Source organism: Corynebacterium sp. TUM25015 (assembly GCF_056393505.1).
Genome location: NZ_CM150783.1, coordinates 1,076,140 through 1,090,086 on the forward strand (window position 1 = coordinate 1,076,140; position 13,947 = coordinate 1,090,086).

Consider the following 13,947-nt stretch of genomic DNA (forward strand, 5'->3'; position numbering starts at 1 on the left):
TCGCCCCGCCATGAGTGGGGCGATTTTTTGTAGGCTAGGGGGCGTGAAAGACAGCTTCGTAGTAACCGGTGGAACCAGGCTGCAGGGCGCCATCAAGGTGTCCGGCGCAAAGAACAGCGTGCTTAAGCTCATGTCAGCTGCACTTTTGGCACCTGGAACCACCACGTTGACCAACTGCCCAGAAATTGCCGATGTGCCCTACATGGCCGAGGTTCTGCGTGGCCTGGGCTGCGAGGTGGAGCTCGACGGTTCTGTCGTTCGCATCACCACTCCTGAGGAAATCGAGTACAACGCGGACTTCGAGGCCGTACGTCAGTTCCGTGCATCCGTCGCGGTCTTGGGGCCGCTAACTTCTCGTCGCCATAGGGCGCGGGTCGCCCTTCCCGGTGGTGACGCCATCGGTTCCCGTCCTCTTGATATGCACCAATCTGGACTGGAATTACTTGGAGCAACCACCAAGATTGAGCATGGTTGCCTGGTCGCCGAAGCCGAAGAGCTCCATGGCGCTCAGATCAAATTGGACTTCCCCTCGGTGGGGGCAACGGAGAATATTCTGACTGCCGCCGTTTTGGCAGAGGGAACCACCACCTTGGATAACGCGGCACGGGAGCCAGAGATCGTGGATCTGTGCAACATGCTTGTGGAAATGGGAGCCAAGATCAGTGGAGCCGGATCTAACACGATCACCGTGGAGGGAGTGGAGCGACTAAACCCGGTGAATCACGAGGTTGTGGGTGATCGTATCGTCGCCGGCACCTGGGCTTATGCAGCGGCGATGACACAGGGCGACATCACGGTCGGTGGTATTGATCCGCAGCATCTGCATTTGGTGTTGGAGAAGCTAAAACTGGCGGGCGCCCAGGTGGAGACGTATCCCACTGGTTTCCGTGTGGTGCAGGTGGAGCGTCCGAAGGCGGTGGATTATCAGACGTTGCCGTTCCCAGGGTTCCCGACCGACCTGCAGCCGATGGCGATTGCGCTGTGCACCGTGAGTGAGGGGATGAGTGTGATTACGGAGAACATCTTCGAGTCTCGCTTCCGCTTTGTCGATGAGATGATGCGCCTCGGTGCGGACGCAAGTATTGATGGCCACCACGTAGTGATCCGCGGAACGGAGCGGCTCTCTTCGGCTCCGGTATGGAGTTCTGACATTCGAGCCGGTGCCGGTTTGGTGCTGGCTGGCTTGGTTGCAGACGGGCAGACCGAAGTGCATGACGTGTACCACATCGACCGTGGCTACCCGGAGTTCCCGGAGCAGTTGCGCTCCTTGGGGGCAGAGATTGAGCGAGTTCAGCGTTAGAAGCGTTTGATATTGCTCAGATATCGGCGTTGACCTGGTTGTTTGTGTTTGGTGTGGGGTGTGTGTACATTTATTCGAGTCAGCGCGACACGGCGCTGTGAGTGAGTAGCTTGCAGCAAGCCTTTGATGAGCGTGTCTGGCTAATCATTTTAAAGCTGTAAAAACGGTCTTTGTTGTGTGCGAGTGCAACGGGTTGTTTACCGGGAATTTGCTTTTGATTCACGGTTGCTTTACACTCGTAATCCGTCGCAACGTGGCTGCCGCTGTTGATGTGGTGTTGTTTGTTGTGTGCGTAGGTTGTTTGAGAACTCAATAGCGTGATGAACCAAGTTTAGATACTTTGTTGACCAACCTTTGTGTTGATTCTGATGCATTGTATGTCTTTTGCTTTGTGACTTGTTTCAGCTTCTCGTTGGCTCATATGGATTGTGGGTTGATGGTGGTTACGCCAGCGTGGTGTTAACGTCTCCACGTTATGTAATGTGCGTATCCCAGCGTGCCTCTTTTTTGTGGGTGTGCGTTGGGCTGATGATGGTTTTGTTTGAAGTGGTGGATGTATGTTGTGTCGGTCAATGACCAGCGATGTTTTGTTGGTGTTGGTTGATGTGATTTATTTATCCTTTTTTCAATTCTTTTGTCAGTAATTTTGTTTTTTGTTTGCCTGGTTTTCAGGCTCGCCTGTGTCTGATGACATTTTTATGGAGAGTTTGATCCTGGCTCAGGACGAACGCTGGCGGCGTGCTTAACACATGCAAGTCGAACGGAAAGGCCTCTGCTTGCAGAGGTACTCGAGTGGCGAACGGGTGAGTAACACGTGGGTGATCTGCCTTGCACTTCGGGATAAGCCTGGGAAACTGGGTCTAATACCGGATAGGACCATGCTTTAGTGTGTGTGGTGGAAAGTTTTTCGGTGCAAGATGAGCCCGCGGCCTATCAGCTTGTTGGTGGGGTAATGGCCTACCAAGGCGACGACGGGTAGCCGGCCTGAGAGGGTGTACGGCCACATTGGGACTGAGACACGGCCCAGACTCCTACGGGAGGCAGCAGTGGGGAATATTGCACAATGGGCGCAAGCCTGATGCAGCGACGCCGCGTGGGGGATGAAGGCCTTCGGGTTGTAAACTCCTTTCGCTAGGGAAGAAGCCTTTTTGGTGACGGTACCTGGATAAGAAGCACCGGCTAACTACGTGCCAGCAGCCGCGGTAATACGTAGGGTGCGAGCGTTGTCCGGAATTACTGGGCGTAAAGAGCTCGTAGGTGGTTTGTCGCGTCGTCTGTGAAATCCCGGGGCTTAACTTCGGGCGTGCAGGCGATACGGGCATAACTAGAGTGCTGTAGGGGAGACTGGAATTCCTGGTGTAGCGGTGAAATGCGCAGATATCAGGAGGAACACCGATGGCGAAGGCAGGTCTCTGGGCAGTTACTGACGCTGAGGAGCGAAAGCATGGGTAGCGAACAGGATTAGATACCCTGGTAGTCCATGCCGTAAACGGTGGGCGCTAGGTGTGGGGGTTTTATTTACGATTCCCGTGCCGTAGCTAACGCATTAAGCGCCCCGCCTGGGGAGTACGGCCGCAAGGCTAAAACTCAAAGGAATTGACGGGGGCCCGCACAAGCGGCGGAGCATGTGGATTAATTCGATGCAACGCGAAGAACCTTACCTGGGCTTGACATACACCGGATCGCTGCAGAGATGTAGTTTCCCTTGTGGCTGGTGTACAGGTGGTGCATGGTTGTCGTCAGCTCGTGTCGTGAGATGTTGGGTTAAGTCCCGCAACGAGCGCAACCCTTGTCTTGTGTTGCCAGCACGTTATGGTGGGGACTCGCGAGAGACTGCCGGGGTTAACTCGGAGGAAGGTGGGGATGACGTCAAATCATCATGCCCCTTATGTCCAGGGCTTCACACATGCTACAATGGTCGGTACAGTGGGTTGCGATACCGTGAGGTGGAGCTAATCCCTTAAAGCCGGTCTCAGTTCGGATTGGAGTCTGCAACTCGACTCCATGAAGTCGGAGTCGCTAGTAATCGCAGATCAGCAACGCTGCGGTGAATACGTTCCCGGGCCTTGTACACACCGCCCGTCACGTCATGAAAGTTGGTAACACCCGAAGCCAGTGGCCCAAACTTGTTAGGGAGCTGTCGAAGGTGGGATTGGCGATTGGGACGAAGTCGTAACAAGGTAGCCGTACCGGAAGGTGCGGCTGGATCACCTCCTTTCTAAGGAGTATTTTTGTTTATTTTTTTCTGGGTGAATAGGTAACCGGTTCAACCATTTTTGTTGTGGTTGTTGGTTGTTGGATCGTGTCACATTGTTTGTTTAAGAGTGTGCGTGTGTTGGGGTTGGCACTGTTTTGTGGGGTTGGGTTAGCGAAGTTTTTGGTTTGTCATGGCTGTTGGGTGTCTGGGACAATCTATTTTGTTCCTTGTGTGAGCGCCTTGAAGTGATGTGATTGCCGATAGTGGTGATTGTGTTGTTTTGGGTGTTGTGTTGTTTGAGAACTGTATAGTGGACGCGAGTATCTTCTTTTTTGTGATTTTTGTTTGAAATCATTGTGTTCATGCGCTGATGGTCTGCACTGTTGTGGTGTGGGTTGTTGGTGTGTGGGTGTCTTAGTATTTTGTGTTGTCTGTGAAGGGCGCACGGTGGATGCCTTGGGCATGATAAGCCGATGAAGGACGTGGAAGGCCGCGATAGTCCTCGGGGAGTTGTCAATCGAGCGTTGATCCGAGGGTGTCCGAATGGGGAAACCTGGCCACAGTTGTGTGTGGTCGCTGCATGGATGAATTCATAGTTTGTGTGGTGGTAACGCGGGGAAGTGAAACATCTCAGTACCCGTAGGAGAAGAAAATAATAATGATTCTGCTAGTAGCGGCGAGCGAACGTGGATTTTGGCTAAACTGCATGCGTGTGATACCTGGCAGGGGTTGCGTGTGTGGGGTTGTGGGGTTGTGTTGTGCGGTGCTGCCATGCCGTGCCTTGGCATTGTGTGTTAGCGGAAGTGGTTTGGAATGGCCTGCCGTAGACGGTGAGAGTCCGGTACGTGAAAGCATGTGGTGTTGGGGTTGATGTGATACCCGAGTAGCAGCGGGCTCGTGGAATCTGCTGTGAATCTGCCGGGACCGCCCGGTAAGCCTGAATACTTATTGTGACCGATAGTGTATGAGTACCGTGAGGGAATGGTGAAAAGTACCCCGGGAGGGGAGTGAAATAGTACCTGAAACCGTGTGCCTACAAGCCGTCAGAGCCTTTTGGGTGATGGCGTGCCTTTTGAAGAATGAGCCTGCGAGTCAGCGGCATGTCGCGAGGTTAACCCGTTATGTGGGGTAGCCGTAGGGAAACCGAATCCTAATGAGGGTGTTGTGAGTGGCATGTCCTGGACCCGAAGCGGGGTGATCTACCCATGGCCAGTGTGAAGCAGCTGTAAGAGGCTGTGGAGGCGCGAACCCACTTAGGTTGAAAACTGAGGGGATGAGTTGTGGGTAGGGGTGAAAGGCCAATCAAACTCCGTGATAGCTGGTTCTCCCCGAAATGCATTTAGGTGCAGCGTCGTGTGTTTCTTGCCGGAGGTAGAGCTACTGGTTGGTTGAGCGGGACTATCATCTTAGCGACGTCAGCCAAACTCCGAATGCCGGTAAGTCAGAGCGCGGCAGTGAGACTGCGGGGGATAAGCTTCGTTAGTCGAGAGGGAAACAGCCCAGATCGCCGGTTAAGGCCCCTAAGAGTGTGCTAAGTGGAAAAGGATGTGGGATCGCGAAGACAGCCAGGAGGTTGGCTTAGAAGCAGCCATCCTTGAAAGAGTGCGTAATAGCTCACTGGTCGAGTGGTTCTGCGCCGACAATGTAGTGGGGCTCAAGTACACCGCCGAAACCGCGGAACTCAACTGTTGTTGGGTTGGTAGGGGAGCGTCGTGTGATCGTTGAAGCTGCCGGGTGACCGTGTGGTGGAGGTTATGCGAGTGAGAATGCAGGCATGAGTAGCGAATGATGCGTGTGAAACGTATCCGCCGGATGACTAAGGGTTCCTGGGTCAAGCTAATCTTCCCAGGGTGAGTCGGGTCCTAAGGCGAGGCCGACAGGCGTAGTCGATGGTTAACGGGTTGATATTCCCGTACCCGTGTGTGTGCGACCAATGGTGAATCAGTGATACTAACTGCCCTGAAGTATGCTGCATGCACTTTGTGTGTGTGGTGTGTGGATGCGTAGGACCTGATCTGGTAGTAGCCAAGCGATGGGGTGACGCAGGAAGGTAGCCAAGCCACTTATTGGATTGTGGTGTAAGCGTGTGGCCCGCAGGAATTGGTAAATCCGTCCTGCATGTAGGGTGAGGCGTGATGCGTACCCGTTGTGGGGATGTTGGTGATCCTATGCTGTCGAGAAAAGCCTCTAGTGAGTGCATGTACGGCCCGTACCGTAAACCGACACAGGTGGTCAGGTAGAGAATACTAAGGCGTTCGGGTGAACTGTGGTTAAGGAATTCGGCAAAATGGCCCCGTAACTTCGGGAGAAGGGGTGCCACTACTGGTGAACGACGTGTTGAGCTGGTGGTGGTCGCAGAGAATAGAGGGAAGCGACTGTTTACTAAAAACACAGGTCCGTGCGAAGACTTTAAGTCGATGTATACGGACTGACGCCTGCCCGGTGCTGGAAGGTTAAGAGGACCTGTTAGGACGCTTTGTCCGAAGCGGAGAATTTAAGCCCCAGTAAACGGCGGTGGTAACTATAACCATCCTAAGGTAGCGAAATTCCTTGTCGGGTAAGTTCCGACCTGCACGAATGGCGTAACGACTTCCCTGCTGTCTCAACCACAGGCCCGGTGAAATTGCAGTACGAGTAAAGATGCTCGTTACGCGCGGCAGGACGAAAAGACCCCGGGACCTTCACTATAGCTTGGTATTGGTGTTCGGTTCGGTTTGTGTAGGATAGGTGGGAGACTGTGAAGCGGTCACGCTAGTGGTTGTGGAGTCGTTGGTGAAATACCACTCTGATCGGATTGGGCATCTGAACCTCGGCCCGTGATCCGGGTTAGGGACAGTGCCTGGTGGGTAGTTTAACTGGGGCGGTTGCCTCCCAAAGTGTAACGGAGGCGCCCAAAGGTTCCCTCAGCCTGGTTGGCAATCAGGTGTTGAGTGTAAGTGCACAAGGGAGCTTGACTGTGAGACTGACAGGTCGAGCAGGTACGAAAGTAGGGACTAGTGATCCGGCACCGGCTTGTGGAAGCGGTGTCGCTCAACGGATAAAAGGTACCCCGGGGATAACAGGCTGATCTTCCCCAAGAGTCCATATCGACGGGATGGTTTGGCACCTCGATGTCGGCTCGTCGCATCCTGGGGCTGGAGTAGGTCCCAAGGGTTGGGCTGTTCGCCCATTAAAGCGGCACGCGAGCTGGGTTTAGAACGTCGTGAGACAGTTCGGTCTCTATCCGCCGTGCGCGTTGAAACTTGAAGAAGGCTGTCCCTAGTACGAGAGGACCGGGACGGACATACCTCTGGTGGGCCAGTTGTCACGCCCGTGGCATGGCTGGTTGGCTACGTATGGGAGGGATAACCGCTGAAAGCATCTAAGCGGGAAGCCTGTTCTGAGATGAGGTTTCTTTTGAGGTTCCCTATAGATTATGGGGTTGATAGGCCGGATCTGGAAGTCATGTGAGTGATGGAGGTGACCGGTACTAATTGGCCGATGTTCAACACATTGAACCACGTTTGTGGTTGTGGCTAAGACGATTTCGGATTGTCGCATGGGTTGTGTACTCGCGTTTGTTATGCAGTGTCTGGAACGGCACTACACACCAGCGAACCCTGGGGTTTGGTTGGGTGTGTGTTTTGTTCTGTGTGGTTTGTCGGTGGTTGTTAGCGGTGGGGTCACGCCCGGTCCCTTTCCGAACCCGGAAGCTAAGCCTACCTGCGCTGATGGTACTGCACCTGGGAGGGTGTGGGAGAGTAAGTCACCGCCGGCATCAAAACTTAAAAAGAATTAGGCCCAGAGCCTTTCTCCGAATAGGGGAAAGTGCTCTGGGTCTTTTTTGTATGTTCAATTGTGATCTTGGTCTTGGCTCCGAAAATTCGTGAAGCACAGCTTATAATTAGGTTTATCGAATAGTTTTCCTGCGGTGCTACCCGCAGAGCAGGCACTACCCCATACATATTGGGGAATACAGAGGAGTTAAGGGAGCTAGGCTAATGCAACAGCAAAAAGAGACCACCCATTCCAATAGCGCTGCTCGCGCTGTAAACCTGCAGCGCATCTATGGACACGGTGAAACAGAGGTTCGCGCTGTTGACGGTATTTCTATCGACTTCCTCGACGGCCAATTCACCGCCATTATGGGACCAAGCGGCTCCGGCAAATCAACGCTGATGCACTGCATGGCCGGACTTGACTCCATTTCCAGCGGCAAGGCATATATCGGTGATACCGATATTTCAACCCTCAGCGACAAGGAGATTACTGCTCTTCGACGCGATCGACTGGGCTTCATTTTTCAGTCCTTTAACCTGGTTCCCACGCTCACGGCAAAAGAGAACATCACGCTCCCACTGGACATTGCAGGGGAGAAGGTTAATCAAGAATGGTTCGATGAAGTAGTGCAGCGTCTTGGACTCAAAGGACGCTTGCAACACCGCCCCTCTGAGCTTTCAGGTGGTCAGCAGCAGCGCGTAGCATGTGCACGCGCTCTCGTTTCCCGACCCGACATCATTTTCGGTGACGAGCCCACCGGCAACCTGGACTCGAACAGCTCCGCTGAAGTGCTAAGCATTCTTCGCAGCGCAGTGGACAAGGATGGGCAAACAGTTGTTATTGTGACCCACGATCCAAAGGCAGCCTCCTACGCAGATCGCGTGGTGTTCCTTGCCGATGGTCGCATCGCCGATGAATTAGCCAAGCCCGATGTAGAGTCCATCCTCGGAGTCATGGGCAAGCTGGAGGATCACTAGTCATGCGTAGACACACCCGCGCTGTAGCAAAGGTCTCCTATCGAAGCGTCCTTGCCAACAAGATTCGCTTCCTTCTCACGATCATCGCCGTAGTGCTTGGAACTGCGTTTATTTCCGGTTCCTTCATGTTCACTGACATGATGCAGAAGTCCTTCACCGGAATCTTCGAAAACGTCTACTCCGCTGTAGACGTAGAAGTCTCCCAGAAGAATCCGACCAAGCCAATCACTGTCGAGACAAAGAAGCAGCTGCAAGAAAACCAGGATGTTATGGGTATCTCCATGGCGTCCGAAACCACTGCAGTAGTTGCTAAGGACGGAAAGCAACTTAGCACTGGCGGAGCTCCTTCCGTACTTTTCCCCAATGACTTCACTGAAGGCGCTCCCGGCCCCTCGGTTAACGTGACTGACGGTCGCGCGCCCAAGGGGGAGAAGGAGGCGATGATTAATGGTGATGCTGCGGAAAAGCATGGCGTGCACATCGGCGATACGCTCAAAGCCATCGACATTCGGGATAGCCATGAGTACGAGATCGTGGGTATCTATGACACGGATTTTGCCGTAGGCGGCTACCTAGGCTTGGGCGTAGATCCTGAGACTTATATCAAGCGATACACGGACGGTACTTTCCCAGACGGCTTCTGGCTGTCCGCTCGCGACGGAGTATCTCCGGAGCAACTCAAGAGTTCAATTGAGCAGAAGTACCCCGACTTCAAGGTTGTTACCGGCGACTCGATCGTGGAGAAGTCCTCCAAGGAGGTCAAAGAAGGCCTCAGCTTCGTCACCTACTTCCTCCTTGCCTTTGGCCTGGTCAGCCTTCTCGTTGGAGCTTTCATTATTGCCAACACCTTCTCTATGGTGGTGGCGCAGCGTATCCGCGAGTTCGCGCTACTCCGCTCCCTGGGAGCTTCACGTGGGCAACTCACAACCTCCGTGGTGTTCGAGGCCATCCTCGTTGGCATCGTCGGATCCGTCCTGGGCATTATCGCGGGCATGGGTTTGGCGAAGGGGATCTTCGCTCTCATGGATCAGTTCGGCTTCGGCCTCCCGAACTCAGGGCTCACCTTGACCCCACAGGCAATCATTCTGCCTTTGATCGTTGGTGTCCTGATCACGATTCTCTCGGCATGGGCACCTGCCCGTCGTGCCGGTCGCGTGCATCCAGTCGAGGCGATGCGTTCCGGCGATGTCTCCAGCTCGTCGCCGTTGAAGTTGCGTACCATTTCGGGGCTGGTCGTAGTTCTTGCGGGTGTCGCCGCTGCAGTTACCGCGCTGTTGCTTAGTGACGCCGAAACGAGCAACCGGGCATCGATCCTCGGACTCGGCGCTCTACTGGTGATTGTCGGCACTTTCCTGGTCTCTCCGGCACTATCGATTCCAGTTGTCCCAGCACTGGGACGCGTACTTGGGGCTCCCTTTGGCGCGGTTGGAAAGTTGGCGTCCACAAACTCGCGCAGGAATCCGCGACGCACCGCAACAACTGCATTCGCGCTAACCCTCGGCGTGGCACTCGTTGCCGCATTTGGCATGGTCGGTGCGACGATGAAAAGCGCCATGGAGGACATGATTGGAGATACCGTCAAGTCCGATCTGGTGGTGAGCGGTCCTGCGAACCAGGGGTTCCCATTGCCTAAGGGAGTAGAAAAGGCAGTGGCAGATACGGATGGTGTGGAGTCCCTTTCCACCGTCGGCACGACACCCATCAGCGTCGGCAAAGCCAAGGGTGAAAGCAGCGTGAACTACTCCGGCAGTTTCTCCTTCTTCTACAAGGGGGATCTGGGGAAGTCCATGGGGCTGAAGTCCTTGGGCGGAAACCTGGAGACTGAAAAGCCCGGCTTCTATGCCTCTGAGAGTAAGGCCAGCCAAATGAAGTGGAAGGTCGGCGATTCCGTGCCGATCTACCGCGTAGGCCAAGAAAAGCTAGGCGAAGTAAAACTTCTGGGAATCTATACGGAGCCGATTCAACCGCAGACATTACTCAATGAAGCTGCGCTCAAGCCCTACCTCGGTCAGGGGAAACCGATCTCCGAGGTCGATGATCTACGAGTTATGCAGATCTTCGTTCACGCTAAGGACGGCGTTCGGGAACACGAACTACAGGAGAAGGTGCGCAAGTCGGTGGAGCCCTTCATCGTGGCTGATGTCCTCACCACTACCGAGTACGCAGGTACGGTGTCGAAATCCATTGACCAGCTGCTGATGATCCTCAACGCAATGCTGGCGCTGTCCATCCTGGTGGCCATCCTGGGCATTATCAACACCCTGGCATTGAATGTGATCGAGCGTAAACAAGAGATCGGCATGTTGCGTGCGGTGGGTATGTTCCGCCGACAGGTAAGGCGGATGATCACCCTAGAGGCTGTACAAATTGCCATCTACGGTGCACTACTCGGTGTGCTGATCGGCGTGGGCCTGGGCTGGGTATTTGTGAAGGTGCTGGCCGCCGAAGGTCTGGACAAGGCCGTTCTACCTTGGCAGTTGCTACTTACAATGGTGGTTGGCTCCGGTATCGTTGGCGTGCTTGCCGCGCTATGGCCGGCGCATAAGGCGGCAAAGACATCCCCGCTCGAGGCGATCGCCGACTAGGGGAGCTACGTATATGGGGTTCGGAAAGTCTTGCGAAAGTCTTACAATGAAAAACTATGAGTGAGCAGACCCCGAACTCCGATATCGTGAGCCTGCCCGGCAGCAGTCGTGACGTGCAGCTGGGCGTGGAGCCGCTGACCGCGCAACAGCAGTTGGAGCAGCTGAATAATTTCTTCGAGGATAATTACCCGGAGATCTTCAACTCCCTGGTCACCGATGAGGGGGTTACCTACAAGGAGCAATCCTGCCCCGTCCCCGCGGACCTCGTGGATGATACTGAGCGTATGTGGGCGCGGGTGCCTGACCTGCTAGCGCACAGCAGCTTATTGGTGCTGGGGGCTGGTTTGGATCACCGCATGCCCCACGTTGCTTATACCGCACAAGTGCGAGCAGAGCCCTGGACAGCACAGCATGGTGCGCTGCCGGATGGGGTTGTTGGAACGGTTCTGACGCCCCCTAACCCCAGTGGGGCAGTAGCTGTCAGTCTGCATGGAGGCCCGGGTTGGTTTGGGGATGGTGCGAGCCACGATCAGTTCTGGCTGCCGCTGTTCGCGGCACTAGCGGAGCGCTCCGGGGTGACGATTGTGGATCTGACATATCCACTACCTGGCTATGGATCCTGGGAGCTCAGTCAGCAGGATGTTGCGGAGGCTATCGTTCAGATCAAGTCGGAGCTGGCGCCGAAGGCATTCGGTCTGGTCGTCTTTGGTAGTGGGCTCGTTGCTGCCGGCCAGGTGGTGAGCACGGCGCCGGATTTGAATTTCCTGGCGGCCTTAAGCCCGCGAATCCCGGAGGGGTTCGCGGTGGATATTGCAGGGGTGCCGACGGCTATTTCCATTGCACGTTTCGATAGCAGGGGAACCGCGGGTGGCGTCATTAAGAAGTACTTCGAGGAAAGTGGCGCCGAGGTGCAGTTTTACGAGTACGACAGTGAGCACATCATTGCCGCACCTGCTGTGTGGCGGCAGCGCATTGATGATCTGGCTGGATGGCTGCGACAGGCAGTTGCAGATTGTTGAACAACATTCTAAGGTGATACGGATCACTAATAGAAAGGTGCTTTAATGTCCAACACAGACGAGCACACGGGTAACCAGCCCGAAACCGCCCGCGCTGCCACATTCACCGCATCGCTGGGCGCAATGTTCCTCATGGCCACGAGCGCCATCGGCCCGGGCTTTATCACCCAGACCACCGTCTTTACAGTGAAGATGGGCGCAGCTTTTGCGTTCGCAATCTTGGTATCGATTCTCGTGGACATCGCCATTCAGCTCAATGTTTGGCGTGTGCTGGGCGTATCCGGTAAGCGTGCCAACGAGCTAGGCAATGAGATTCTGCCGGGGCTCGGCTGGGTCATGGCTGCTTTCGTCTTCGTTGGTGGCCTGATCTTCAACATCGGCAACATCGGTGGCACGGGTCTGGGCCTCAATGCGATGCTTGGTCTGAATCCGCTTATCGGTGGTGGTCTGTCAGCGGCCATCGCCATTTTCGTCTTCCTGTCCAAGCGTGCGGGCATGGCTCTGGACCGTATCGTGGTCGGCTTGGGTGCGATCATGATCCTGCTGATGATCTATGTCGCAGTCGTTTCCGCACCGCCGCTGGGTGAGGCCCTCTACCAGACAGTCGTTCCGGATGACGTGGACTTCCTGGTGATCACCACGCTGATCGGTGGCACCGTCGGCGGTTACATCACCTTTGCAGGTGCGCACCGCATGATCGATTCCGGACAGACTGGCGTGCATAACGTGGGCACGATTACCAAGGTCTCGGTCTCCGGCATCGTGGTCACAGGCGTGATGCGTATGCTGCTGTTCCTGGCAATCCTCGGAGTGGTCGCCTCGGGTGTGACCCTGGCTGGCGACAACATGGCCGCTGATGCATTCCGCCACGCAGCCGGTGACATCGGCGTGCGCTTCTTCGGCGTGGTGCTGTGGGCAGCAGGCCTAACGTCCGTAGTGGGTGCCTCTTACACCTCGTTGACCTTTGTGACGCCACAGTCTATGAAGAAGTCCACCTTCAACTGGCTTGTTGTTGCGTTCATCGCTGTGTGCGCAGTGATTTACCTGGTCCTCAACAAGGCACCGCAGAAGCTACTGATCTTTGCCGGCGCGTTTAATGGTCTGATTCTGCCGATCGGCTTCGCTGTTGTGCTGTGGGTAGCCTGGCGCCGCCGTGATCTGATGCAGAACTACAAGTATCCGACCTGGCTGCTGATTCTAGGCGTTGTCACCTGGTTGTTGACGCTTTACCTGGGTTGGAGCTCGATGAGCAAGTTGCCAGAAATCTGGGCCTAAGACGTTTTTCGAAGGAAAGGGGAGTGGAAGTGCAGACATTCCAGAATCCTGGAGTGCTCTCACCACGACAGGCGCGTGAGATCTTCCGCGGGGGCACTGTGACACACACCTCCGGCTACTCACGGGGCTACGCGCAGGCAAATCTGATCACATTGCCGCAGCAACAGGCATTCGACTTCCTCCTCTTTGCTCAGCGCAATCCCAAGCCCTGCCCGCTGCTCGGAGTGCTAGAGGCTGGACAGGTCTCCTCCGAACTGCTGGTGGATGGCGATATCCGCAGCGATATTCCGTTGTACCGCGTATACCGCGATGGGCAGCTGGAAGCGGAGGTTCCGGACGTGCGTGACGTGTGGCGCGATGACCTGGTGAGCTTCATTATCGGCTGCTCCTTTACCTTCGAAGCAGCACTGCTGGATAACAATGTGCCAGTAGAACACATCGCCCAAGGGCGGAACGTGCCCATGTATCGGACGAATATTGAGACCACCCCTGCGGGAGTGTTTTCCGGGCCGATGGTTGTATCTATGCGACCAATTCCCGCCTCCCAGGTGGCCGATGCGGTGCGGATCACCTCGCGTTACCCGGCAGTGCACGGCGCTCCGGTACATGTGGGCGACCCAACCGCAATCGGCATCGAGAACCTGGATCAACCCGACTTTGGCGAATCCGTGGATATTCCTGCGGGCACAATTCCGGTGTTTTGGGCATGTGGAGTGACCCCGCAATCGGTGGTGATGGAGTCCCAGCCGGAGTTCGCTATTTGCCATGCACCGGGCCACATGCTGATTACCGATGCACGCGACGTGCAGTATCAGGTGCCCTGATCGTTATGGGG

Annotated in this window: 6 protein-coding genes and 3 rRNA genes; all 9 read left to right on the forward strand. The window is 55.3% G+C overall.

Annotated features, from left to right (window positions below; all coding sequences use genetic code 11):
- The first annotated feature begins 43 nt into the window (after positions 1-43).
- Positions 44-1,300 (forward strand): UDP-N-acetylglucosamine 1-carboxyvinyltransferase, encoded by a 1,257-nt coding sequence (gene murA, locus AC06DS_RS04885; protein ID WP_434820564.1) that lies wholly within the window; start codon positions 44-46, stop codon positions 1,298-1,300.
- Between the two features lie 695 nt (positions 1,301-1,995).
- A 16S ribosomal RNA gene (locus AC06DS_RS04890) occupies positions 1,996-3,518 on the forward strand.
- A 402-nt stretch (positions 3,519-3,920) separates the two neighbouring features.
- A 23S ribosomal RNA gene (locus tag AC06DS_RS04895) occupies positions 3,921-6,991 on the forward strand.
- A gap of 145 nt (positions 6,992-7,136) precedes the next feature.
- Positions 7,137-7,254 (forward strand): 5S ribosomal RNA (gene rrf / locus AC06DS_RS04900).
- The 16S, 23S and 5S rRNA genes sit together here, the layout of an rRNA operon.
- Before the next feature lie 223 nt (positions 7,255-7,477).
- The gene (locus AC06DS_RS04905) at positions 7,478-8,233 is read left to right on the forward strand and encodes an ABC transporter ATP-binding protein (RefSeq protein ID WP_477101147.1); all 756 of its coding nucleotides are present in this window, start codon (positions 7,478-7,480) and stop codon (positions 8,231-8,233) included.
- A 2-nt stretch (positions 8,234-8,235) separates the two neighbouring features.
- Positions 8,236-10,818, forward strand: coding sequence for an ABC transporter permease (locus AC06DS_RS04910; RefSeq protein WP_477101148.1), 2,583 nt, complete (start codon positions 8,236-8,238; stop codon positions 10,816-10,818).
- Positions 10,819-10,874: 56 nt separating this feature from the next.
- Positions 10,875-11,837 (forward strand): alpha/beta hydrolase family protein, encoded by a 963-nt coding sequence (locus AC06DS_RS04915; protein ID WP_477101149.1) that lies wholly within the window; start codon positions 10,875-10,877, stop codon positions 11,835-11,837.
- 45 nt (positions 11,838-11,882) lie between these two features.
- A complete protein-coding gene (locus AC06DS_RS04920) occupies positions 11,883-13,112 on the forward strand; it encodes an NRAMP family divalent metal transporter (RefSeq protein WP_477101150.1) in 1,230 nt (409 codons plus the stop codon).
- Positions 13,113-13,135: 23 nt separating this feature from the next.
- Positions 13,136-13,936, forward strand: coding sequence for a putative hydro-lyase (locus AC06DS_RS04925; RefSeq protein ID WP_448308407.1), 801 nt, complete (start codon positions 13,136-13,138; stop codon positions 13,934-13,936).
- Positions 13,937-13,947: the final 11 nt, after the last annotated feature.

Bases quoted from the DNA above. Each gene is read 5' to 3' on its own strand.
- AC06DS_RS04905 (WP_477101147.1), top strand. From the start codon at position 7,478: ATGCAACAGCAAAAAGAGACCACCCATTCCAATAGCGCTGCTCGCGCT.
- AC06DS_RS04910 (WP_477101148.1), top strand. From the start codon at position 8,236: ATGCGTAGACACACCCGCGCTGTAGCAAAGGTCTCCTATCGAAGCGTC.
- AC06DS_RS04915 (WP_477101149.1), top strand. From the start codon at position 10,875: ATGAGTGAGCAGACCCCGAACTCCGATATCGTGAGCCTGCCCGGCAGC.
- AC06DS_RS04920 (WP_477101150.1), top strand. From the start codon at position 11,883: ATGTCCAACACAGACGAGCACACGGGTAACCAGCCCGAAACCGCCCGC.